This is a genomic window from Myxococcus sp. CA051A (genome assembly GCF_013336705.1).
GTDB lineage: Bacteria > Myxococcota > Myxococcia > Myxococcales > Myxococcaceae > Myxococcus > Myxococcus llanfairpwllgwyngyllgogerychwyrndrobwllllantysiliogogogochensis.
On sequence record NZ_JABUMS010000006.1, the window covers coordinates 568,841 to 590,957 of the forward strand.

A 22,117-nucleotide genomic window follows, 5' to 3' on the forward strand; every position below is an offset into this window, starting at 1 on the left:
AGCCCAGCACGCGCATGCCCAGGCCCTCGGGCCCTCTTCGCCACGCCTGCGTCCTGCTCGGACTGCTCGCCCCCCTGCTCACCGCCCGCGCGGAGTCCGGTGACACCACCGTCAGCGTGGAGACCACCGTCGGCAAGGACTTCCGCGCCTGGAGCCTCCTGGGCGACGTGGAGCTGCGCGACGGGGCCACGTTCCTCACGCTCGGCTACACGGGCGCCCGCCCCGAAGCGGGCACCGCCCTCACCCACCAGCTCAGCCTGGGCGCCGACCAGGTGCTGGGCGAGCACTGGCTCCTGTCCGCCATCGTCAGCACGGGCCTGCCCAAGTCCACCCGCGTCGAGCTCATCCCCGAGCGACCCGCGCGCCGCCTTCCCGCCGTCGACGCCAGCACCGGCTACGCCAGCCAGGGCGCGCTCCTGTCGGTGGCCTACGACTCGGCGGGCCTCTCCGACGTGGAGTCGGGCGCCGACGCGAGCCTCGCCCTCACCCGCCACCCGCTGAGCCGGGCGCTGCTCGTCACCCACATCCAGGGCAACACCACGCGCTACACCCGCGAGGACACCCTGTGGGCCGCGCGGCCGGGGCTGGGCCTCCGGCTTCTCCTGGGAACGCGCTGGGAGCTGGGCGCGCGCGGCAGCCTCTCCCTCTACAGCGAGGACCCGCTCTCCGCCGGCCAGTTCACCGAGGAGGAACAGGCGGCGATGGCGCGCCGCGTGGAGAACGCCGTCGAGACGCGCCGGGCCCTGCGCCGCTACCAGGCCCGCGTCAACAGGGACCTGGGCACCGTCCTGGCCCGACGCATGGCGGACGTCAACGCCACCGCGGGCATCCCCACCGCGCCCGCGCGCTTCGACGTCAGGCCCTCCGTCACCTGGAAGCCCGGACGGGACGTGCGGGGACAGCTCTCCTACGCCTTCACCCGCTACGTCTCGGGCGAGGGGTGGTCCCACCTGCTGGCCACCCGGTGGACGGTGCGACTGGGGACGCCACTGAGGGTGTGGGCCAGCGTGGCGCTCCAGCAGGACCACCCGGAGGGGGCGGCGGACCCGGAAACCCCCTCCCCGGTCCATTCCGGCCTGGTGACGCTCGGGGGGGAATACACGTTCTGAGCGGACCGGAGTAAAACGGCCCCCATGCTCCGAACAGTCATCGCCACCACCGCCGTGCTGGGCCTGGCCGCCGGCTGTGCGCCCGACACGAGCGCCCCGGTCAAGATTCGCGCCCTGGTGCTCTCCAGCAATGGGCAGTACGTCCCCGAGGAGGTCGAACTCAAGACGGTCGCCGACGTCGTCGGTCTCAGCGGCAGCGTCGCCGACCTGCACGGCGGCGCGCGCATCGTCTACGACTCCAACGACCAGGACCTCGCCACCGCCACCACGCCCGAGGCCTTCGCCAACGCCCTGCTCAAGGGCGAAGGCCGCGACGTCACCGCCAGCTACATCTCCCAGGATGACGTCCTCTGGCCGGCGGACTTCCACACCTGGAACATGGTGACGACGTATTACAACCTCGAGCGCGCCTTCGATTACTTCCACGACGTCACCAACATCCCGACGGCCGACTTCAAGAAGCCCGTCAAGACGTACTACTTCCCAGACTTCACCATCACCGACGTCAGCCGCGACTCGCTGAAGGACAACGCCCTGTATTTCTCGGCGATGGAGTCCTTCCTCGTGCTGCCCTTCGATGAGCTCCAGCGCGCGCCCCTGGCCATCAACGCCGGCGTCATCACCCACGAGTACTCGCACCGCATCTTCAACCTGAAGGTGTACGCCGGGCAGGCCTTCCCCGCGGCCCTCACCGCGTGGGCCAGCACCGGGGGCCCCAGCCCGGGCGCCAACATCCTCAAGGCGTTCGACGAGGGGCTCGCGGACCTGCACGCATACGGCGCCACCTGCCGCTCCAAGAACGGCTGCGACACCCGCTTCCTCTCCTCGTCCTTCGAGGGCCCCGAGTACGGCTCCATCCCAGCCGACCGGGACCTGGCGAAGACGGACCGCTGCATGGACGCGTCCCTGCGCGACAGCATCCGGAACAACAGCCTGAGCGAGTTCAGCGGCAAGGAGTACCGGGTGGGCACGCTGCTCGCCAGCGCGCTGTACCAGGCCGGCGAGGCCACCGGGCAGCGCGACATCCTGCTGCGCTCCATCGTCACCGGCTACAGCGACACCTCGACGGCGACGCCCGGCCTGCTCCAGCTCACCCAGCAGTACACCTCCGACCAGACGAACTTCACGCTGGCCGTGGCGTCGAGCGCCATCATCAGCCACATCACGGACCTGCGGCTGAAGGAAGCCGTCTGCAACGAGCTGATGGACCACCTGCAGATTCCCCGCGATCTGCTCGTGGGCACCACGAATCCCAACCTCTGCCCGGCCAGCGCCGCTGGCGGTACCACCTGCCCCCGACTGAGCGCCGACTGATGAGGACCGCCACCGTGAAGAACTGGCTCACCCGCTGCCTCGTCGGCGGCCTGCTCGTAGCGCCCCCCGCCTTCGCACAGGATGACGACGACCCGTACGCCTATCCCGAGGACGAGCCGGGCCCCAGCCAGGAGCAGATTGAAGAGGAGGAGGCCGCCGAGCGCCGCCGTCGCAACGTGGACCAGGCCGACGAGTTCCGGAACGCGTCAGAGCAGGAGGGCGAGGAAGGCGACTTCAAGGAGCTCGCCGGCCTGGACGACCCCAACCTGGGCGTGGGCGTGGAGCTCCTCGCCGGCGCGCTCCTCCTGGAGAGCCCCCGGGGCCGCTTCGCCGACACCGTGCTGGGCCTGGGCGTGCGCACCACGTGGGAGTTCGGCCGCACGTTCGACCTCGAGCCCTTTCGCGAGAACCTCTGGGCGGACCTGCGCTGGACGTACGGCAACAGCAGCGACGGCACCGACTTCATTCGCGGCAGCACCAGCCAGCACTACTTCACCATCGCCCCGGCCTACGAGTTCAAGTTCGGCAAGTCCGACTTCGGCTTCTTCGGCCAGGTGGGTGGCGGCGTCGCCTACCAGACGACCTCCATCACCGTGGACGCCAACGAGACGAAGGTGAATGGCCTCAAGCCCCTCCTCCAGTACGGCGTGGGCCTCCGGGGCCGTCCCCGACTGTCCAGCAGCAGCAACTTCCGGCTGTCCTTCCGCCTGGAGGCCATGGGCTACCGCCGGGGCTACATGAACGACTTCTTCCTGGGTGGCAGCGTCGGCGCCACCTTCTGAAGAACACTTCCCGACCGCTCCTTCCCCGCAAGGAGCGTGAACGGGTGGAAGTTTTTCCGCTTCCGGCCCTTCGTGCGGCCCTCCGCTCCTCGGCATTCCGGGGAGTTGGGGGTTGGCATATGCCCTGCTTGTAGCCACCGTCGGGAATGGGCGTGGGGCCCCAGGGCGGGGAGGCGAGGCATGAAGGGCGTGCAGGGGCAGGGACAGGGCCAAGGCCAGGGCAAGCATTGGGACCCGGTGTGCGGCAAGCAGTTGGAGACACCGGATGGCCAGCCATCCTCGGAGTACAAGAAGCGCCGTTACTTCTTCTGCTCGGAACGGTGCCGCCATGCCTTCGAGCGACAAGCCGAGCGCTTCCGTCTCAACGAGCTGGCCCGCGTCGGCGCGCTGATGACTCCGGGCCGGGTGCGCTGGGGACTGGCGTAGGACTTCCGGGGCCCGCGGATGAACCACCGCGGGCCCTCACTCACTGACGAACAGATTACGCGGCGACGCGCACGTCCTTGAGGCGCAGCGACAGCTTTCGCTGACCTCGGAAGGTGTCGAAGCCCGCCTGGAAGGCCAGGTCCACCGGGCCATCCACCATCCTCACGCGGTCCGCCATGCCGAAGCCGATGGCGTCCAGCTCCGGTGCGTCCGCCAGCGCCAGCTTGAGGTGACCGCTGCCACCCGCCGCCTTGGCCGGCAGCACGCGCGAGCGGGCCACCTGATGGCGCAGCACCAGCACCGGCTCGGGATTGCCCTGGCCGAAGGGACCGAGGCGCTGGAGGGCCTCCACGGCCGTCGCATCCAGCTCCCGGGCGCTCACCACCGCGTCCACGCGGCAGCGGGGAATGAGGTCCTCGGGGGTGAGGCGCTGCCAGGCGATCTTCTCGAACGCCTCGCGCAGCGCGGGCAGCTTGTCCGCGTCGATGGTGAGGCCGGCGGCGTGCTTGTGGCCGCCGAACTTCGTGAGCAGCTCCGAGCACCCGCTGAGCGCGTCGTAGAGGTGGAAGGCCTCGATGCTGCGCGCCGAGCCCTTCCCCACCCCGTCCTTCACTCCCACCATGACGGTGGGCCGGTGGTAGCGCTCCACCACGCGCGAGGCGACGATGCCGATGACGCCCGGGTGCCAGCCCTCGTCGAAGAGCACGAAGCCGCGCGCGTCCTTGCGCTCCTCGGCCTGGGCCAGCGCCTGCGTGAGGATGCCGCTCTCGATTCCCTGCCGCTCCGCGTTGGCCCGGTCCAGAACCGAGGCCAGTGAGCGCGCCGACTCCAAGGACTCCGAACAGAGCAGCTGGAGTCCCAGGGACGCGTCATGCAGCCGTCCCGCGGCGTTGATGCGAGGCCCCAGGCGGAAGCCCACCTGGCCCGCGGTGATGGTCGTGTCCGGGTCCATGCCCGCGGCTTCCTTCAGCGCGCGCACCCCCGGACGGCGGGCGGCCGTGAGTTCCTGGAGGCCGTGCGTCACCAGGATGCGGTTGGCGCCGGTGAGGGGCACCACATCCGCGACGGTGGCCATCGCCACCAGGTCCATCATGGCGCGAAGGTTGGGCTCCTTGCGGGTGGCGAAGTAGCCATCGTCGCGCAGCCGCTTGCGCAGGCCCATGCAGAGGTTGAAGGCCACGCCCGCGGCGCACAGGGCCTTGGTGGGGTACTCGCAGCCGGGCTGATGCGGGTTGAGCACCGCGACGGCGGGAGGCAGTGTGGGAGGAACCGTGTGGTGGTCCACCACGATGACGTCCAGCCCCAGCTCCTTCGCGCGGGTGATCTCCGCCACGGAGGTGATGCCGCAATCCAGTGTCACCAGCACCCGCGTGCCATCCGCGGCGATGCGCTCCACCGCGGACATGTTGAGGCCGTAGCCCTCGTCCAGCCGGTGGGGGATGTACGTGGCCGGCGGCACGCCCAGTTCCTTCAGGAACAGGAACATCAGCGACGTGGAGCACACCCCATCCACGTCATAGTCGCCGTACAGCGTCACCTTCTCGCGCCGGTGCAGTGCACGCACCAGCCGCTCCACGCCCGCCACCATGCCCTTCATCCGGAAGGGGTCTGGCAGGTCCGCCAGACGGTCCGACAGGAACGCGGAGGCGGACTCAGGCGTCCGGTAACCGCGGTGCAGCAGCACCCTCGCCGCGAGCGGATGGAGCGACAGCTCCCCAGCGAGCGACCCCACCTCCTCCTCGACCACGTCTGGAAGCAACCACCGCACTCGCAGCTCCCCTCCTCGGCCACCGGGACTCCTCCGTGGCCGGGACGAAATCTTGACAGTCCGACAGTACCTCAGACGTCTGACGAGGAAAGTCCAACCTTGGGCACGACATTTCCCTTCCTGCTCAGGCGTTCAGGCGTGCGCTTGCCCTGTCGTCTGCCGGTGGGGAGCGCGTCGGCCACCCGGTGCACAGCTTGATTGCACACCACCTGACAGGGAGGACCGCATGGCTGCAAAGGGTATCCAGGTCGGCGCGCTGGCGCTCGCGCTGCTCGCCGCTGGCACGGCTTCCGCGCAAGAACGCAAGCCGGGCAAGCGAGGCGACGTCAACGTGTTCCTCAAGGGCGGCCTGGGCGATTACACGGGCAACCTGGGAGATCTCACGAACACCGGTCCGGCATGGGGTCTCACACTCAACGTGCAGCCCACCACGTTCATCGGGTTCGAGCTCGGCTACGAGGGTTCGCAGAACGGCATCGACGACATCCGGCTGCTGGATGACGGCCCCTCCATCGTCCGGCAGGGCGGCAGCGCGCTGGTGAAGGTCTCCCCGCCCTTCCTCACGGCGGTGCGGCCCTTCGTGGGCGCGGGCTTCGGCCTCTCGTATGTGGACGTGCGCGGCATCGGCGGCGGCCTCTACGACTCCGACACCATGGAAGAAGTGCCGCTGGCCGCGGGCGTGGAGTTCAACAGCGGAGCGCTGACAGCGGGCGTCCGCGCCACCTGGCGCGTGCTGCTCGACAACGGCTTCGCGAATGACGCGCTGGACGAGGACACCGACGGCGGCCTGCTCGACGCCTCGGTGACGCTGGGCGCGCGCTTCTGACACGCGCACCCGCCTGAAAAACAACAAGGGCCCTGCCTCCACGTGGGAGACCAGGGCCCTCGTCGCGTTCGGCTCCCGCGAGCGGGAGTCAGGCGGGGTACGTCACGCCGCCTTCGGCTCCTGCTTCATGCCGTCGCCGTGACGGCCTTCCTTCGCCGCCGCGCGCTCGTCCAGCCAGATGGTGAGCGGGCTGGCGATGTACACGGAGGAGTAGGTGCCGACGAGGATGCCTACGAGCATCGCCATGGCGAAGTCGAAGATTTCGCCCACGCCGAAGATGAGCAGACCGATGAGCGACAGCGCCGTCGTGCCGGACGTGAGGATGGTGCGGCCGAGCGTGTCGTTGATGGCGATGTTGATGACCTCCGCCAGCGGCTTGCCCTTGTACTTGGCCATGTCCTCGCGGATGCGGTCGTAGATGACGATGGTGTCGTTCACCGAGTAGCCGACGATGGTCAGCAGCGCGGCGATGGCCGTGAGGTTGAACTCGCGGCGGCTCACCAGGTAGTAGCCCGCCACCATGATGACGTCGTGGAGCATGGCGAGCAGCGCGCCCGGGCCGAACTTGAAGTCGAACCGGAACGCCACGTAGATGAGGATGGCCACCATCGAGTACAGCAGCGCCATGACGCCGCGGTTGCGCAGCTGCTTGCCCACCTGCGGGCCCACGTAGTCCACGCGGCGCTGCTCGAAGTCCGGCTTCTCCAGGCCCGCCTTGAGCGCGGAGTTCACCTTGTCCGCCATGCCGCTGGCGACGACCTGGTAGTCGACGCCGGTGCCGCCCTGGGACTCGCCCAGGACACGGACCTCCTGCACGCCAGTGCCAGACCCCTCCACCGCGCTCTTGATGAGCTCCGCAGTCAGCGGGGTGGCCGAGCGGAAGTTGATGATGCCGTTGGCGAGGTCCGAGTAGACATTGCGGACGGTGCCCAGGGCCTCGATGGCCGTCTTGGCCTTCGCGGCGTTCTCTTCGTTGAGCTGGGTGACGCCGCCCATGCGAAGCAGGAAGGCGTTCTCCGAGGCGCCGCCGATGTTCTGCACGCTCACGTCGTGCAGGCCGCCCTTCTGGGCGCGCTCACGCACTTCCGCCGCGCTGATGGAGTGGTCGAACTTCAGCTCCACCACCGTGCCGCCGGCGAAGTCCACGCCGTAGTTGAACCCCACCGTGGCGATGCCCACCAGGATGGCGAGGTTGACGAGGGTGGAGATGAAGATGGCCGGCTTGCGCTTGCCGATGAAGTCGATGTTCGTCTTGTTCTTGAGGATCTGCATGGCAGTTTACCGGGCTCCCGCCGGTCTCAGACCGACACCGACTGCGCGTTACGGCCGTGGACGAAGTAGGTCATGATGACGCGAGTCACCACGATGGACGTGAACAGCGAGGCCAACAGCCCCACGATGAGCGTGGTGGCGAAGCCCCGAATCGGTCCGGTGCCCGTGAAGAACAGGATGAAGCCGGCGATGAGCGCCGTCACGTGCGCATCGAAGATGGTCCAGAAGGCGCGGTCATAGCCCTGGTCCACGGCCGCCTTGGCCGTCTTGCCGTGACTCAACTCCTCACGGATGCGCTCGTTGATGAGCACGTTGGCATCCACCGCGACGCCCAACGTCAGCACGAATCCGGCGATGCCCGGCAAGGTCAGCGTCGCGTTGAAGAACGCCAGGCCCGCCAGGATGAGCAGACCATTCAAGAGCAGCGCGACGTCCGCGATGAGCCCCGCCTTGCGGTAGTACAGACCCATGAAGAGGAGCACGAGCCCCAGGCCGACCAGCACCGCGAGGCCGCCCTTCTTGATGAGCTCGTCACCCAGGCTCGCGCCCACCTGACGAATCTCACCCACCGTCACCGGCGCGGGCAGCGCGCCCGCCTTGAGCACCAGCGCCAGCGTCTGCGCCTCGCCCAGCCACTCGTCGTGGGAGCGAGCCCCCATGCGACCCATGGTGATGCGGGCACGGCCTCCGCCGATCTTCTCGTTGATGTTCGGCGCCGTGTGGACGTTGTCGTCCAGCACGATGGCCATGCGACGGCCCACGCCCGCCTCGGTCAGCTTCTCGAACTCGCGCGCGCCCGCCGGGTCGAAGGCGATGTTCACCTCCGGCTCGTTCATCTGGTTCACCGACGCGTCGGCGCCCGCCAGGCTCTCGCCCGTCAGCGGCACGACCTTGTCCAGCAGGTACGTCCGGTAGGACGAGCACTCATTCTTCTTCAGCGGGTTCGCGATGCACTCGGTGACGACCTGGCGGTTCTCCGGAACCTTGCCCTCGGTGTACTTCAGGAGCGCGTCACGCGAGGCGCTCTGCAGCTGCGGGAAGCCACCCTCTTCCGACACGGTGATGTCGCTGCCGGCCGGAGGCGGGTTGGACTGGAACAGCTGCGCGAAGAACTGCGGGTTGGTGTCGTCCACCATCCGGAACTCGAGCTGCGCGGTGGTGCCGACCAGTTCCTTGGCCTGCTCCGGGTTGCTGCGGCCGGGCAGCGAAATCTGGATGGAGTCGGTGCCGAGCTTGCGCACGTCGACTTCGGCGACGCCCCACTTGTCGATGCGGCGGCGGATGACGAGCATCGCCTGGTCGACCGCTTCCTCACGGAAGCGATTCACCTGGGATTCGTCGGGCGACAGCACCAGCGTCGCGCCATCGCGGTTGACCCGCTTGAAGTCCCCGAAGGTCGCCAGGACGTCCTTCTCGATGGCGTCCATGGTCGCCGGGTCCTTCGCGGTCAAGGTGAGCTGGAGCTTCTCTGGATCCGTCTCCGCCGTGACCTCGCCGAGCTTCTTGTCGGCGACGTACGTGGCGATCTGCTGGCCCCGGCGCTCGGTCCGCTTCTGGAGCGCCGTCTTGGTGTCCACGCGCATGACCATGTGGATGCCGCCCTGAAGGTCCAGGCCCAGATTGAGCCGGTACTTCGCGGGAGGCGCCCAGGCGGGAAGCCGCGCTTGCAGCGCCGCCAGGTCATTGCGCTGGGCACGGTCCATGACCACCAGCGAGTAGTACGACGGAATCAGGAACCAGATGGTCCCCAGCGTCACCGCGACAATCAGTCCAAACTTCCACCACCAGCCGCGGTCCATTTACTTCTCCTCCTTCTTCTTCTCTTCGGCGGGCGCCGCCTGCGCGGGCCCCTCAGCCACCGTGCCCTTGGCACTGATGGACGTCTTCAGGATGCGGATGCGCACGCCACTGGCGACTTCCACCGTCACGGTCCGCTCTTCGACGAGGTGGATCTTCCCGAGCATGCCGCCCGAGGTGACCACTTCATCGCCCTTCTTGAGCGAAGTGAGCAGCGTGCGGTGCTCCTTCATCTGCTTTTGCTGAGGGCGGATCATGACGAAGTACATGATCGCCACCAGTCCCACGAGCAGAGCCAGGGTGTTCAGCGGGTTGGTCCCGCCCCCGGCCTGCGCCAGCATCAAAAAGCTCTCAGCCACAGACTGCCTCGTCGGTTGAGGAAGGCTTGGGATGGGGGACCCCCCACACTACCCGAAGGACCCATCCTGAAAGGGGGCCCTCTTAGCAAGGGGTCCCCATGTGAGCAAGTGAACGCGGGAACTCGGGATTCCATCCGGTCGCTCAGCGACCACGGGTCCGTTCGGCCTCCTGGGCCCGAGCCCTCTCCCGGAACTCCCGCGCGAAAGCGGCATATCGGTCCTCGGCGATGGCCTTGCGCACATCCGCCATCAGCCCGAGGAAGTAGTGGAGGTTGTGCAGGGTGTTGAGGCGCATCGCGAGGATTTCGCCCGCGGCGAAGAGGTGCCGGAGGTACGCCCTGCTGAAGTTGCGGCAGGTGTAGCAGGAGCACGCCGGGTCGACCGGCCTGGGGTCCCTGGCGAATGCCGCATTGCGGATGGTGAGCTTGCCCTCCGAGGTGAAGAGCAGGCCGTTGCGCGCACAACGGGTCGGCAGCACGCAATCGAACATGTCCACCCCGTGCTCCACGCAGGTGACCAGGTCCACGGGGGTGCCCACACCCATGAGGTAACGCGGCTTGTCGCGAGGCAGGAGCGGCGCCGCGTAGGCCACGCCCGCGTGCATCGCCTCGGGAGCCTCGCCCACGGAGTACCCCCCCAGCGCGTACCCTGGCAGGTCCACCGCGCACACCTCCTCCGCGTGGCGCTTGCGCAGGTCCTCGTGGAGGCCGCCCTGGACGATGCCGAAGAGGGACGAGCGGCCTTCCCGGTTCCACGCCTTCACGCAGCGGTGCAGCCACCGCGTGGTGCGTGCGAGGGAATTTTCCAGGTACGGGCGGTCCTCGGTGGAGGGAGGGCACTCGTCGAAGGCCATGATGACGTCGGCGCCGAGCGTCTCCTGGATTTCGATGGAGCGCTCGGGGGTGAGGAAGTGACGCGCGCCGTCGAGGTGGGACTGGAAGGCGGCGCCCTCCTCGGTGATTTTGCGCTTCTCCGACAGGCTGAAGACCTGGAAGCCGCCGCTGTCGGTGAGCATGGGCCGGTTCCAGGAGACGAACTGGTGCAGGCCGCCCATCTCCCGCATCAGCGCTTCGCCGGGGCGCAGCATGAGGTGGTAGGTGTTGCCGAGGATGATTTGCGCGTCGAGCGCGAGCAGGTCATCCGGCCCCACGCCCTTGACGCTGCCCACGGTGCCCACGGGCATGAAGATGGGCGTCTCGATGGGGCCGTGCGGGGTGTTCAGCCGCCCGCGGCGGGCCTTCGTTCCAGAGGCGTCCTCGTGGAGCAAATCGAAGCGCACCAGGCCCGGTGCCACCCGCGTGTCGCCCTTCTCGCGCGCCGTCTCCCGTACTCCCGCGTCCTGCTCACTCATGGCACTCACTCCGACACCAGCATGGCGTCGCCGTAGCTGAAGAATCGATAACCCGCACGCACCGCCTCCGCGTATGCGGCCAGCGTGCGCTCGCGCCCCAGGAGCGCGCTGACGAGCACCACCAGCGTGGAGCGCGGCAGGTGGAAGTTCGTGAGGAGCGCGTCCACCTGGCGGAAGGTGAAGCCCGGGCGGATGAAGAGCGTCGTCTCGCCAGGTCCCTCGCGCAGCAGGCCCGTGGCCGGGTCCGTCGCGGACTCCAGCGTGCGCACCACGGTGGTGCCCACGGCGACGACGCGCCGGCCCTCCGCTCGCGCCGCGTTCACTTCGCGCGCGGTGGCCTCGGGGACGGTGAAGCGCTCCGGGTGCATGTGGTGCTTGTCGAGCTCCTCCTCGCGCACCGGCAAGAAGGTCCCCGGCCCCACGTCCAGTGTCACCAGTGCGCGGCGCACGCCCTTGGCCGCCAGCGCGTCCAGGGTGTCCTGCGTGAAGTGCAGGCCGGCGGTGGGCGCGGCCACGGCGCCGGAGGCGCGCGCGTACACCGTCTGGTACCGCTCGGCGTCCGCGGCATCGGGCTCGCGGGTGATGTAGGGCGGCAGCGGCAGGCGACCGGCGGCGTCGAGCAACGAGGCCAGCGAGGCCCCCGGGGGCGCGTGGAAGCGCACGCGGTACTCCCCTCCTCCGAGCACCTCCAGCACCTCCGCCTCCAGGCCGCCGGCGAACGTGAGGCGCTGGGGGGGCTTGAGGCCCTTGGAGGCCTGACCGAGACAGAGCCAGTCGAGCGACTCGGGAGCGCCATCGAGCGCGGCCGACGTCAGCGTGGAGGCGGCGGGCCGCACCACGAGCAGCTCCACGCGTCCGCCGGTGCCCGCCTTCTGACCCAGCAGGCGCGCGGGGATGACGCGGGCGTCGTTGAGGACGAGCAGGTCACCGGGGCGCAGGAGCTCCAGCACATCGGAGAACTGGCGGTGGCTCACTTCGCCGGTGGAGCGGCGGACGAGCATCAGTCGCGAGGCGTCGCGCTGGGCGAGCGGCGCCTGGGCGATCTGGGACTCGGGGAGTTCGAAGTCGTAGTCTGAGAGGCGGGACGACACGGGGTTGGCGCTTGTAGCAGCCCCCGCGCCGCCGCGGAAAGCGCGCCGACGAAGGGGACGTCAGTAGAGCTGTTGGAGCTCGGCCCCGGGGTAGTAGTGGGTGAGGATTTCCAGGTACCCCCTGCCCTTGTCGGCGAGCGCCTTGGCGCCCCACTGGCAGAGCCCGGCCCCGTGGCCATAGCCGCGACCGGAGAACACATAGCCGTGGTCGGTTCGCTCCACCTCGAAGTCGAGACTCTTGAGGCGCGTGTAGCCGAGCCTGCGGCGGAGCTCCACGCCGTCCACCGTGCTGCCATCGCCCATGGTGATGCGGGTGACACGGCGGGTGGGCGTGCGCGCGGACACCTTCATGCCCTGGGCGGGGCGCTTGAGGGCGGCCTTGATTTCGGTGTCCGACATGGAGGCGGACCAGCGGCTCGCGGGCAGCCGTCCGCACGGACAGTCGACGGGCTGGAGGTAGGGCAAGTCGCGGTGGAGGGCGTCCTGTCCGGACTCGGTGCGACCGCCACAGGAGGCGTGGAAGTAGGCCTCGATGGGGGCGAGCTCGTAGGTGAGCACCTGCCCTCGGGTGGCGTCGACGGCGGCGCGGGTGCGGGGGTCCTCGCGGTTGACGCCGCCATACACCTGATGGAGCACGCTGCTGCCAAGGTGAAACGCGTTGCTATAGCTCTCCAGTTTCTTCTGGAGGGCATAGGTGCGCGCGGCGATGGCCTGGGCCTTGAGGGCCTCGGGTGGGAAGGAGACCGGCATCTCGCTGCCGAGCACTGCGGCGAGGTAGTCCTCGAGGGAGATGACGTTGATGAGCTGGAGCCCCTCGCGGAATGGCCGCACGACGACATCACCACGCACCTGGGCGCTGCCGGCCTTGAGCGGCTGTTCACCCGGAGCGCTCCCCGCGTCGGCGGAGGGGCTCAGACCCGCGCGGAAGCGCACGGAGTCTCCGATGACGGGTGCCCCGTTGACCTCGAGCCGGCCTGCCTTCCGACGAATGGTGGCGACATCGGAGGGGATGGGCACGAAGGTGGCTTCCTCGCTGTCCACGCCGAATCCGAGTCCGCGCCCGCTGATGCGCACCTCCACTCCCGTGTCCTCGATGGCGATGCGCAGGGTCTCCACCGCGAGTGAACGCAGGGGAGCGAGCAGGAGCAGGAGCAGTGCAACAGGTCGCAACATGGCCTGGGAGTGTAGGAGCGTGGCCACGTGCCTCAAGAAAACGGCCAGAGGATGGGAGAGGATGGCGCGGCCGTGACACCTTCCGAGCCGCCCATTTCCCGTCTGCCCCCCTCCTCCTTCGTCCAGGCCCTCAGGGGGCTGGAGCCCCGTCCCGCCGCCCTGCTGAGGCGCCGGCTCGTCTCGGGGGCCTCCCTGGAGGACTGCGCGAGCTTCTACGGGGTGTCGGATCAGGCCCTTTCGGTGCGCTTGCTGCGAGCCTCGGTGTTGCTGGCGATGAGGACGGGCACGGCAGCGAGGGAGCCGACGGAGGGCGAGGAGGAAGCGGCCTGGGCGCGGATGCTCGCGGTGGCGTTGGAGCGGGAGGACGCGCCGGTGCCCGCGGGACTGGTGCCGGTGGTAGAGGTCTGCCGTCGGGTGCGCGCCGTGAGCGCCGAGGTGGCCGCGGGCCTGGAAGCCGCGACGCGGGAAGACCAGGCCTCGCCAGTTCGGCAGCGCGAGGACTGGATGCGGAGGCTGGCTGTCGCGGCCCTCCTGGCCCTGACTGCATACCTGTACCTGTCGCGTCCGGAAGAGCCGCCCCGCCGCCCGCGCCCTCCGCCCCAACAACAGTTGGCGCCTGACGCCGGGTGACGGGCGCGGCCGCGTCCAGCAAGTGTCGCGCGTCACCCACAACAGTGAGTCCACTGTGTCCCGACAAACGTCCGACACTCGCGGATGCCCTTGCTGGACGAAGTGCTGTCCGCGCGAATAAGGGAGGCCCATGCGAGCCCCCTCCGTCGGCCTCCCGCTGCTCGTGGTCACCTGCCTCCTCGTGGGTTGCTCGAAGAACGTGGACACACGCGTCGCCGGTGACGACGACGCGGCCATCGACGGTGCATCCGCGAGGCTCGAAGAACTAAGGGCACGCGCGGCCCAGGATGACCTGTCGTGCCAGGACCGCTGCGAGGTGGCCAACCAGACCTGCGGCGTGGCCGAGGAGCAGTGCTCCCTGGTGGACCGGAACCCGGACCGGGATGATCTCCCTCCTCGCTGCGCACAGGGCCGCGAGCAGTGCTCCAGCGCGAGGGACAGCTGCACGAGTTGCCAGAACGGCTGACCGGGCCGACGACGGGCTCGCGGGGGGAATCACCGGATTCAGCGACAGTCCTCGCCGGGGGAAGTGGACGGAACGCGACCGATGCGCACCGACGGCGGACCGTGCTTAGATACGCGCGTTTCCACCGTCGAGGAGCCGCGTCATGTCCCGTCCCATTTCCATGCTCATGGCAGCCCTGTTGGTCCTTCCGGGCATCGCCGGAGCGGACGAAGGGGGCGAGCTGACCCCCGAGAAGGTGGCTCACATCCGCCGAGACGAAGCGGCGGCGATGAAGAAGGTCGACGACGAGTTCGGCAATCGCAAGTCCTCGGAGATGAGCAACGAGGAGCGCGGACAAGCCATCCAGAAGCAGTCCGCGGCCACCTCGTCGGTGTTGGAGAAGCACGGCGTCACCGCGAAGGAGTACGACCGCTTCACCGCGAAGATGGGCCCCGAGGGCAACGAGCGGGCGAAGGCCGAGGGGCAGCGGCTGGAAGAGCAAGCCAAGTCGGCGAAGCAGGCCGCGGCGAAGCCCGCCGAGGAGAAGGAAGTCACCATTCAGCAAGGCTTCAGCAACGACAACCCCGTCGAGCTGGAGTCCACCGAGGGCGACAATCCCGTCGTCGAGATTGGCATTCCCGTCGAGGACGAAGAGGGAGCCGAAGGTGGCGCGGGGGCCGAGGGTGGCGAGGGCGCGAACGCGGAGGGCGCGGTGGCAGCCCAGGCCGCTGCCGCGAATGAGGATCAGGTGCCCGTGGAGATCATGGGCGGTGGGGACGACAAGCCTTCGAAGAAGGCCGCGCGCCGCGCCAGCTCACAGTCGCCCAAGGTGAAGAAGAAGGCGGCGAAGAAGAGAAGGAGCTCGAACGACGACTGACGAAGTCGTCCGCTCCCGGAAGCACGCTTGCCGGGAGCCGCTGACGCTCAGCCCTTCCGCAGGTAGCCGTACTCCTGGGCACGAGCACGCCAGGTCTCGTCATACGGGCACGAGCAGTCGGTCTCTTCCGGCTCCGGGTAGGCGTAGCGCTCGCCCTTGTAGTTGCGGAACACGGTCTCTCGTTCGCCCCGCTCGACGACGTAATCCGGCTGGAGCGTCACCTTGCCGCCGCCGCCGGGCAAATCCACCGCGAGGTGCGGCACGGCGAGTCCAGTGGTGTGACCACGAAGCTGCTGGATGATCTCCAGCCCCTTGGCGATGGGCGTGCGCAGGTGCTCACAGCCTTCGGCCACGTCCATCTGGTGCAGGTAGTACGGCCGCACGCGGCTGCGCAGCAGCAGGTGGGACAGCTCCTTGATGATGCGAGCGTCCGAGTTGAGCTGCCGCATCAGCACAGCCTGGTTCTCCACGGGCACGCCGTGGTCCACCAGTCGCTCGCACGCCTCGCGCGCCTCGGGAGTCACTTCCTTCGGGTGATTGAAGTGCGTGACGACGAAGACGGGCGCATGGCGTCGCAGCGTGCTCGCCAGCGCATCGGTGACGCGCATGGGCAGAACCACTGGCACACGCGTGCCAATGCGAATCATCTCCACGTGGGGAATCTCGCTCAACGGCGCGAGCAGCTCTTCCAGGCGCTGCTCGCTGAGCAGGAATGGATCCCCGCCGGAGATGAGGACGTCACGCACCTCGGGGTGGCGCCGGATGTAGTCGATGCCACGGCGCATCTGGTCCTTGGACAGCTCCGCCACGCCGCCCTGGGTGATGCGCCTTCGCGTGCAGTGCCGGCAGTAGACCGAGCACGTATCCAGCGCCAGGAACAGCACCCGGTCTGGATACTTGTGGACAATGCACTCCTCTGGCCGCGTCTTGTCCTCACCGAGCGGATCCTCCAGCTCGCCGGGGCGTACGCGAGCCTCGGCCCGCACGGGAATGGACTGCATGCGGACCGGGCAGAACGGATGCTCCGGGTCGATGAGCGACAGGTAGTACGGGCTGATGCCAATGCGGAACAGCGAGGACGTCTCCTGGACGCCCGCGCGTTCATCGGCGGTCAATGGGATGAAGCGCTCGAGCTGCTCCAGCCCGCGCACCGCGTGGCGCTGATGCCAGCGCCAGTCGCCCCACTCCGCATCCGTGGCCTGGGGAAACAGGCGACGGCGCCCCGCGTCACTGAGCGAGGAGCGCTCGGTGAGGGAGTCCGCCGCCCCATTCATCGCAACCGCGGAGGTGTCCATCACGCCGCCCGGGTCTGCTCCCGCCACCACGCCTGGCCCTCTTCGGGCAGGGAGTCGATGGGGTCGAAGTACTCGTACTTCCGGTCGAGCGCCTCGGGGTCATTCGCCTCGATGCCCGTCCGGTAGTTCTTGGTCCAGAAGGAGATGCCGCGCGTGCGGTCATACTCGGCGATTTGATGGACCCAGCGTTTGCCCACGAAGGGCACGTCACAGACGATGCGCGGCGTCGCGAAGCCGGGCATGTAGCCCATGATGTCGTGCTGGAGCCGCTGCGCCTGATCCACGGAGAGCCGCCAGTGCTCGCTGTTGGGGATCATGTCGCACATGTAGAAGTAGTACGGCAGGATCTTCGCGTGGTCGAGCAGCGTGAAGCACAGCTCGAGCAGCGATTGCGCGCTGTCGTTGATGCCTCGCAGCAGCACGCCCTGGTTGCGGACATCACGGAAGCCCATGTCCAGCAGCTTGCGCACGGCCTTGCCCACCAGCGGCGTGAGCTGCGCGGCGTTGTTGACGTGCGTGTGCATCGCCAGGTCCACGCCCCGCTCCACGGCCTTCTTCGCCAGCCGGTCCAATCCCTGGAGGACCGAGTCCTGGAGGAAGTGCTGGGGAATGGCCATCAGCCCCTTGCTGGCCAGCCGGATGTCTCGGATGTTCGGAATGTCCATCAGCGAGCTGACGAACGGCTCCAACTGCTGGATGGGCAGGTTCGCGATGTCGCCGCCGGAGACCACCACGTCGCGCACGGTGGGCGTGCGGCGCAGGTACTCGAGCATCTGCTCGTAGCGGTCCTTCGGTCCGATGGAGAACTTGTGCTTGCTGACCTGGGGGACGTCGTTGCCCACCAGGTCCATGCGCGTACAGTGCCCGCAGTACTGGGGACACGTTGGCAGCATCTCCGCGAGCACCTTCGTCGGATAGCGGTGCGTCAGACCTTCGACGACCCACATGTCCTGCTCGTGAAGGCTGTCACGGCTGGCCTTCGGGTGATTGGGCCAGTCCGTGAGGCGGTCCGCGAAGGCGGGCAGCATGTAGCGCCGCACCGGATCCTTCCACAGGTCCTGGTAGTCCATCGTGTTGAGCATCTGCGGCGGGACGAGGATGGACATCGTCGCGCGCTCGCGCTGATCCCGCTCGAGGCTCTCCGCCAGGTCGTCCGGAAGGAGCGCACCCAGGGTAGCCCTGAGCTCCTTCAGGTTCTTGACGGTGTGCTTGCGCTGCCAGACGGAGCTTTCCCACTCCGCTTGGGTGACGTCCTTGTAGCCGGGGATGCGCCGCCAGTCGGGTTCCACGAACTCACGGCGGAGCGGATAAGAAAACGGCTGTTGCGCGGGACCGGCCTCGGCCTTGCCCCGGATGGGCGTCGATTGCATGGCGCATCACCTCAGCATGTAGCGTCGCGGGCCGGGCGTCATACCGCGCCCAGCACCACTTCATTCAACAAATCGTCGACGACGCCCGATGCCCGCTCCCTACTCGATGGCGAAGTTGACCAGCTTTTCGATCTTGTTCTCGGAGATCGAGACAACGACGGGCTTGGTCGTCTTGCCATTGAGCTTGAAGGAGATCTTCCTCTTGCCCACTGGGAGCACGAGGGGGCTTCCGAGCGTCACCGGCGTCTGACGGCCGGTCTTCTTGCCGTCGACGAGGATTTCGGCGCCTGCGGGCTTCGTGCTGCAAGCCAGCATTCCCGTGGCCTTCGGCTTCGGCGGGGTCGGAGGCGCGGGAGGAGGCTTCACCGTCTCGACGCGCTTCTCCTCCTTGGTGAGGTCGAAGGAAATGGTCAGCTCACCGCCATCACCCTCGGCCAGGAACTCTCCGGAGTAGGTCTTGTAGCCCGCCAGCTTCGCGGTGAACTGGTAGGTCTTCCCCACTTCCAGGTTGGCGAGCCGCGCGGCCGGGGTGCGTCCGACCTTCTTTCCATTCACGGCGATTTCCGCGCCGCTCTCACCCTCGAAGACAGCAGCGAGCTTCTTGGGCGCAGGCGGCGGAGGCTCCACGGGCTTGTTCTCCACGACAGGGTTCGCGGGAGGAGGCTTCTGCGTGGGAGGCGGAGTGGGCGTCTCCGTGCCTGGGGCGGGAGCGGTGTCGGGAGGCTGAGCGTCGACGACGGCGGTCGGAGGATCCGGGTTCTGGGGGGGCGTTGGAGTCCCCGTCTGCCCCGGGTCCACGATGGTGCCCGAAGGCCGCTCCTGGCCTCCCGGGTTGGCCACGGGCTCCGAGGGCCTCGCAGGTGGCTCCTCCGGCGGAGCCTGCGCCACGACCTCCGGGACCAGGTTGAAGGACACAGCCAGGGGTGGGCCTTCGACCACCGTCACGAACTTCTTCTCGGGCTTGTGCCCGGGAGCACTGGCCACGACCTCGTAGTCGCCGGCCGGAAGGGCCAGCATCATGTTGGGCTCGACCCTCTGCCCATTCACTTCGACGACGGCGCCGGCCTGCGGCACGGTGAAGGTGACCTGCTCCCCTGAAGGGCCGCCGAACAACACGACCAACAGGAGCAGCACCACCACGGCGATGCCGGCCGCGGAGCCAAAGAGCACCGGCTTGGGAAGGTTCGCCAGCGACTGCAGGGGCGAGCCCTTCGCGGCGGGCCTGGACTTGGTCTTGGTCTTGGGCTTCGCGACAGGAACGGGCTTGGCCGTGGCCTTGGCGCCCTTCTTCGGCGCGGGCGCGGGCGTCTGCGTCCCGGTGACTTCCTCGCGCTCCTGCGTGTCGTCGGGATAACCCCCGCCGTCCTCGGAGCCGTAGCCGTCGTGTGTGTCGTAGCCCCCATCATCCTGGGGTGCGTCGTAGCCCCCGGCATCCTGGTGCTGGGGTGACGAGCCACGCTGCGGAACGCGATTGCTCCGCCCGTTCGCCGAGACGGTGATGTTGCCGGTGGTCTCTTCGGGCGGCTCCGCCGAGGCCTTCGAGCGCGTGGGGGGGGCGGTCGGCGCGGGGCCGATCATCGTCGCACCCGCGTAGGCCTCACCGTCCTCGCTGGTGATGACGACCTGGGACTTGGGTCCGCTCTTGCCCTTGCGCACCGAGGGCTCCGGCTCCCGCGACGGGTAGGCCGAGGCGGTGCCACTGCCCTGGAGGGTCGGAATCTCCGAACGCCCCGTGATGCTGTCGTCCACCAGCACGCTGCTCTCGGCGACGCGCGTCTCCGGGGACATGAAGGTCTGGGTCGAGTCGACGATCTGCGTCTTGTCGGCGCCACCGCCGTCCATTTCCTCCAGCTCTTCGGCCGTGGGGGGCGGAATGTAATTCGGGGCGGGATGAGCCGGTGCCGTGGGCGCGCGGCCCGCGGGAGAACCCGTCACCACCACCGCGGGCGGCGGGCGCCTCGTGCTCTGGCGCGGCGGCGAGGGGGGAACGGTGACGCCCGAGGTTTCGATCTGATCCGGGCGCTCGATTCCCGCGTAGCGCTCCATCTTCTCCGCCTCGCGGAGCATGTCCTCGGCGAAGGCCTCCTTCATGTAGGAGGAGAGGTGCTTCGACGAGTAGATGGCATCCCCAGCGAGGAGGAAGCGCATCAGGTCCTCGGCGAGATCCGAACCCCACTGGTAGCGGTCCTCGGTCTCACGCGCGAGCGCCTTGAGGACGACCTTCTCGAGTCCCGGCGGGATGTTCGGATTGAACTCGCGAGGAAGCGGAACGTCCGCGTTGCGCACCTTCTCCAGCGTGGAGAAGTCCGACTCGCCGACGAAGAGCTTCTCACCGGTGAGCATCTCGTACAGCAGCACGCCGACGGCGAAGATGTCGCTGCGCCGGTCGATGGGCATGCCCCGGACCTGCTCCGGGCTCATGTAGCCGAACTTGCCCTTGAGGATGCCGGCCTGCGTCTTCTGCGAGCGGTTGGCCGCCTTGGCGATGCCGAAGTCGATGACCTTGACCTCGCCCTCATAGGAGATGAGGACGTTCTGAGGCGACACGTCACGGTGGATGATGTGCAGGTCCTGCCCGCGTGCGTCCTTCTTCCGGTGAGCGTAGTCCAGGCCGTCACAGAGCTTGGAGGCGATGAACACCGCCTGCGCGGTGGGCATGATCTCCTTACGCCGCCGGTATCGCTCCAGCATGGTCCGCACGTCGCGGCCCGCGACGTACTCCATGGCGATGAAGTACGTGTCGTCGTGCTTCCCGAGCTCGTGGATGTGCACGACGTTGGCGTGGTTCAGCTGAACGCTGATCCGCGCCTCATCGATGAACATCGTGATGAATTCCTCGTCCTCCGCCATCGTGGGGAGGATCTTCTTGATGGCGAGGATGCGCTCGAAGCCCTCGACGCCGAAGGCCTTCGCGATGAACACCTCGGCCATTCCGCCGACGTTGATGCGCTCGAGGAGCAGGTACTTCCCAAAAAGGGTCGGCTTCTTCATCTCGTGGAGCGGTCCGGGGCCGGGGAGCACCGCGGCAGGCGGAGCGCAGACCGGGCGGAGGACTGGACTCTAGTCGCAGCCTTCATAGCGAGTCAAACACGCATACACCCCTGAAACCTCAAGGAATTCGGGAGCTTGAACGCTTCTGAGCCCCATGGAAGCAGGAGCGGGAAGGAGGCGGCGCGTCACATGTCGGACGACCCATGCCCCAAGCCGCGAGGTGAAGCCCTACATCGCCCCCTGTCGTTCACGGTGTTCAGCGACAACCGGAGCGCCTGCGGCGCCGCTGAAGCAGACCACCATCCCGCGAGGCCACCTGGGATCCGTGGGTAGAACCCAGCGACGCACTCCGGCGCAGGTGGAACAGGAGAGTTCGCACCGGCCCGTGCGAAGCCAGCATGTGGATGAGCGGTTTGAAGCCACGAGCCGGATTCGAGACCGCGCCAGTGAGAGCCGAGCCCGCGCACGCGTGCGGCAGGCATCATCGAGCCAGCCACGGCGCCCTCCCAGGCACCTGGCGTTGCGTACGGAAGCGCCGCCAAGCCCCAACGCCAGTGGATATAGCCGCGTACCGCAATCCCAGCCGCCCCCAGCTCCGGTAGAGATGGAGTGGAGGTGGTGCTGGACTCCGTGGGTGCCAGCACATGGGCAAGCAGCCTGGAGTCGCTGGCCGCCTTCGGGCATCTGGTGGCGTACGGGAGCGCGAGCGGGCCCCCGGCGGCGGTGGAAGTGGAGACGCTGTACGCGAAGTCGTTGAAAGTCAGCGCGTACTGGCTGCGCACGCCACACCCGGCCGCGCTGCAGCGGCGGGCGCGCGAGGCGCTGGGAAGCGCACTGGCGGGAGGGCAGCTGCGCGTGAAGCTGGGGCTGGTGGTGGGGTTGGAGGAAGCCGCCCAAGCCCACCAACGACTGGAGTCGCGCGCGACGGTGGGCAAGGTGGTGCTGCGAGTGCCCTGAAGCCGCGCGGGCCGTCAGGCCTCGAGGGGGCCTCGGGCCGCAAGCCCGCGGGCGCCCTGGCGGCCGAAGCGGGCACGGGGCCTCCCCACGGCGTCGGAAACTCCAGACGCACAAAAGCGAAAAGCCCCCGTCGCACGAGGCGACGAGGGCTTCTCTCAAAAAGAATCCGGCAGCGACCTACTCTCCCACGCGGTTTCCCGCGGAGTACCATCGGCTCTGGAGGGCTTAACTTCCGTGTTCGGGATGGGAACGGGTGTGACCCCTCCGACATAGCCACCGGAAAA

Annotated in this window: 19 protein-coding genes and 1 rRNA gene; 9 read left to right on the top strand and 11 right to left on the bottom strand. The window is 68.3% G+C overall.

Annotation, left to right across the window (positions count from 1 at the left end; translation table 11 throughout):
- Positions 1 to 14: 14 nt before the first annotated feature.
- The 4 genes from HUA74_RS20655 to HUA74_RS20670 all read left to right on the top strand — a co-directional run bounded on the left by HUA74_RS20655 (position 15) and on the right by HUA74_RS20670 (position 3,631).
- Positions 15 to 1,109, top strand: a complete 1,095-nt coding sequence (locus tag HUA74_RS20655) for a hypothetical protein (protein ID WP_174455867.1) — start codon at positions 15 to 17, stop codon at positions 1,107 to 1,109.
- A 24-nt stretch (positions 1,110 to 1,133) separates the two neighbouring features.
- Entirely contained in the window at positions 1,134 to 2,423 is a 1,290-nt protein-coding gene (locus tag HUA74_RS20660; RefSeq protein ID WP_141643239.1) for a hypothetical protein, read from the top strand.
- On the top strand, positions 2,423 to 3,205 hold the full coding sequence (locus tag HUA74_RS20665; protein WP_141643238.1) for a hypothetical protein: 783 nt from the start codon (positions 2,423 to 2,425) through the stop codon (positions 3,203 to 3,205). Before HUA74_RS20660 ends, HUA74_RS20665 begins: the two co-directional genes overlap by 1 nt.
- A 180-nt stretch (positions 3,206 to 3,385) precedes the next feature.
- Positions 3,386 to 3,631, top strand: a complete 246-nt coding sequence (locus HUA74_RS20670) for a YHS domain-containing protein (protein WP_141643237.1) — start codon at positions 3,386 to 3,388, stop codon at positions 3,629 to 3,631.
- A gap of 55 nt (positions 3,632 to 3,686) precedes the next feature.
- Here the strand turns inward: HUA74_RS20670 and recJ are convergent, their stop codons facing one another.
- Positions 3,687 to 5,399, bottom strand: a complete 1,713-nt coding sequence (gene recJ / locus HUA74_RS20675) for a single-stranded-DNA-specific exonuclease RecJ (protein ID WP_174455868.1) — start codon at positions 5,397 to 5,399, stop codon at positions 3,687 to 3,689.
- A 226-nt stretch (positions 5,400 to 5,625) separates the two neighbouring features.
- On the opposite strand from recJ, the gene HUA74_RS20680 reads away from it, so the two are divergent.
- Entirely contained in the window at positions 5,626 to 6,225 is a 600-nt protein-coding gene (locus tag HUA74_RS20680; protein WP_174455869.1) for an outer membrane beta-barrel protein, read from the top strand.
- A 102-nt stretch (positions 6,226 to 6,327) separates the two neighbouring features.
- On the opposite strand, the gene secF is transcribed toward HUA74_RS20680, so the two are convergent.
- The 6 genes from secF to HUA74_RS20710 all read right to left on the bottom strand — a co-directional run bounded on the left by secF (position 6,328) and on the right by HUA74_RS20710 (position 13,268).
- On the bottom strand, positions 6,328 to 7,497 hold the full coding sequence (gene secF / locus HUA74_RS20685; protein ID WP_141643234.1) for a protein translocase subunit SecF: 1,170 nt from the start codon (positions 7,495 to 7,497) through the stop codon (positions 6,328 to 6,330).
- 26 nt (positions 7,498 to 7,523) lie between these two features.
- On the bottom strand, positions 7,524 to 9,296 hold the full coding sequence (secD, locus tag HUA74_RS20690) for a protein translocase subunit SecD (RefSeq protein ID WP_174455870.1): 1,773 nt from the start codon (positions 9,294 to 9,296) through the stop codon (positions 7,524 to 7,526).
- Complete coding sequence (gene yajC, locus HUA74_RS20695) at positions 9,297 to 9,653, bottom strand: preprotein translocase subunit YajC (RefSeq protein WP_141643232.1); 357 nt, start codon at positions 9,651 to 9,653, stop codon at positions 9,297 to 9,299.
- A gap of 142 nt (positions 9,654 to 9,795) precedes the next feature.
- Positions 9,796 to 11,004, bottom strand: a complete 1,209-nt coding sequence (gene tgt / locus HUA74_RS20700) for a tRNA guanosine(34) transglycosylase Tgt (RefSeq protein WP_141643231.1) — start codon at positions 11,002 to 11,004, stop codon at positions 9,796 to 9,798.
- Between the two features lie 5 nt (positions 11,005 to 11,009).
- Positions 11,010 to 12,095: a tRNA preQ1(34) S-adenosylmethionine ribosyltransferase-isomerase QueA gene (gene queA / locus HUA74_RS20705; protein WP_174455871.1), complete on the bottom strand. Its 1,086-nt coding sequence runs from the start codon at positions 12,093 to 12,095 to the stop codon at positions 11,010 to 11,012.
- 60 nt (positions 12,096 to 12,155) lie between these two features.
- Positions 12,156 to 13,268 (bottom strand): SpoIID/LytB domain-containing protein, encoded by a 1,113-nt coding sequence (locus HUA74_RS20710; protein ID WP_174455872.1) that lies wholly within the window; start codon positions 13,266 to 13,268, stop codon positions 12,156 to 12,158.
- A gap of 27 nt (positions 13,269 to 13,295) precedes the next feature.
- Here HUA74_RS20710 and HUA74_RS20715 point away from each other — a divergent pair, with 27 nt between their 5' ends.
- From HUA74_RS20715 to HUA74_RS20725, 3 genes are all read left to right on the top strand, one after another.
- Complete coding sequence (locus tag HUA74_RS20715) at positions 13,296 to 13,898, top strand: hypothetical protein (protein ID WP_371817277.1); 603 nt, start codon at positions 13,296 to 13,298, stop codon at positions 13,896 to 13,898.
- Between the two features lie 130 nt (positions 13,899 to 14,028).
- Positions 14,029 to 14,364, top strand: a complete 336-nt coding sequence (locus HUA74_RS20720) for a hypothetical protein (RefSeq protein WP_174455873.1) — start codon at positions 14,029 to 14,031, stop codon at positions 14,362 to 14,364.
- A 142-nt stretch (positions 14,365 to 14,506) separates the two neighbouring features.
- A complete protein-coding gene (locus HUA74_RS20725; RefSeq protein ID WP_174455874.1) occupies positions 14,507 to 15,220 on the top strand; it encodes a hypothetical protein in 714 nt (237 codons plus the stop codon).
- Between the two features lie 47 nt (positions 15,221 to 15,267).
- Here HUA74_RS20725 and HUA74_RS20730 read toward each other — a convergent pair whose 3' ends face one another.
- From HUA74_RS20730 to HUA74_RS20740, 3 genes are all read right to left on the bottom strand, one after another.
- Positions 15,268 to 16,494: a KamA family radical SAM protein gene (locus tag HUA74_RS20730; protein WP_246137223.1), complete on the bottom strand. Its 1,227-nt coding sequence runs from the start codon at positions 16,492 to 16,494 to the stop codon at positions 15,268 to 15,270.
- Between the two features lie 20 nt (positions 16,495 to 16,514).
- Positions 16,515 to 17,885, bottom strand: coding sequence for a KamA family radical SAM protein (locus HUA74_RS20735; RefSeq protein ID WP_174455875.1), 1,371 nt, complete (start codon positions 17,883 to 17,885; stop codon positions 16,515 to 16,517).
- A gap of 99 nt (positions 17,886 to 17,984) precedes the next feature.
- Positions 17,985 to 20,876: a serine/threonine-protein kinase gene (locus HUA74_RS20740; protein ID WP_174455876.1), complete on the bottom strand. Its 2,892-nt coding sequence runs from the start codon at positions 20,874 to 20,876 to the stop codon at positions 17,985 to 17,987.
- 609 nt (positions 20,877 to 21,485) lie between these two features.
- On the opposite strand from HUA74_RS20740, the gene HUA74_RS20745 reads away from it, so the two are divergent.
- Positions 21,486 to 21,833 carry a zinc-binding dehydrogenase gene (locus HUA74_RS20745; protein WP_371817278.1) on the top strand — a complete coding sequence of 116 codons (348 nt, stop codon included), beginning with the start codon at positions 21,486 to 21,488 and terminating at the stop codon, positions 21,831 to 21,833.
- A 164-nt stretch (positions 21,834 to 21,997) separates the two neighbouring features.
- Here HUA74_RS20745 and rrf read toward each other — a convergent pair.
- A 5S ribosomal RNA gene (gene rrf / locus HUA74_RS20750) occupies positions 21,998 to 22,114 on the bottom strand.
- Between the last annotated feature and the right edge of the window lie 3 nt (positions 22,115 to 22,117).

Excerpts from the sequence above, each read along its gene's own strand:
- HUA74_RS20655 (WP_174455867.1), top strand. The coding sequence starts at position 15 with ATGCCCAGGCCCTCGGGCCCTCTTCGCCACGCCTGCGTCCTGCTCGGA.
- HUA74_RS20660 (WP_141643239.1), top strand. The coding sequence starts at position 1,134 with ATGCTCCGAACAGTCATCGCCACCACCGCCGTGCTGGGCCTGGCCGCC.
- HUA74_RS20665 (WP_141643238.1), top strand. The coding sequence starts at position 2,423 with ATGAGGACCGCCACCGTGAAGAACTGGCTCACCCGCTGCCTCGTCGGC.
- HUA74_RS20670 (WP_141643237.1), top strand. The coding sequence starts at position 3,386 with ATGAAGGGCGTGCAGGGGCAGGGACAGGGCCAAGGCCAGGGCAAGCAT.
- HUA74_RS20680 (WP_174455869.1), top strand. The coding sequence starts at position 5,626 with ATGGCTGCAAAGGGTATCCAGGTCGGCGCGCTGGCGCTCGCGCTGCTC.
- secF (WP_141643234.1), bottom strand. The coding sequence starts at position 7,497 with ATGCAGATCCTCAAGAACAAGACGAACATCGACTTCATCGGCAAGCGC.
- secD (WP_174455870.1), bottom strand. The coding sequence starts at position 9,296 with ATGGACCGCGGCTGGTGGTGGAAGTTTGGACTGATTGTCGCGGTGACG.
- tgt (WP_141643231.1), bottom strand. The coding sequence starts at position 11,004 with ATGAGTGAGCAGGACGCGGGAGTACGGGAGACGGCGCGCGAGAAGGGC.
- HUA74_RS20710 (WP_174455872.1), bottom strand. The coding sequence starts at position 13,268 with ATGTTGCGACCTGTTGCACTGCTCCTGCTCCTGCTCGCTCCCCTGCGT.
- HUA74_RS20720 (WP_174455873.1), top strand. The coding sequence starts at position 14,029 with ATGCGAGCCCCCTCCGTCGGCCTCCCGCTGCTCGTGGTCACCTGCCTC.
- HUA74_RS20725 (WP_174455874.1), top strand. The coding sequence starts at position 14,507 with ATGTCCCGTCCCATTTCCATGCTCATGGCAGCCCTGTTGGTCCTTCCG.
- HUA74_RS20730 (WP_246137223.1), bottom strand. The coding sequence starts at position 16,494 with ATGAATGGGGCGGCGGACTCCCTCACCGAGCGCTCCTCGCTCAGTGAC.
- HUA74_RS20735 (WP_174455875.1), bottom strand. The coding sequence starts at position 17,885 with ATGCAATCGACGCCCATCCGGGGCAAGGCCGAGGCCGGTCCCGCGCAA.
- HUA74_RS20740 (WP_174455876.1), bottom strand. The coding sequence starts at position 20,876 with ATGAAGAAGCCGACCCTTTTTGGGAAGTACCTGCTCCTCGAGCGCATC.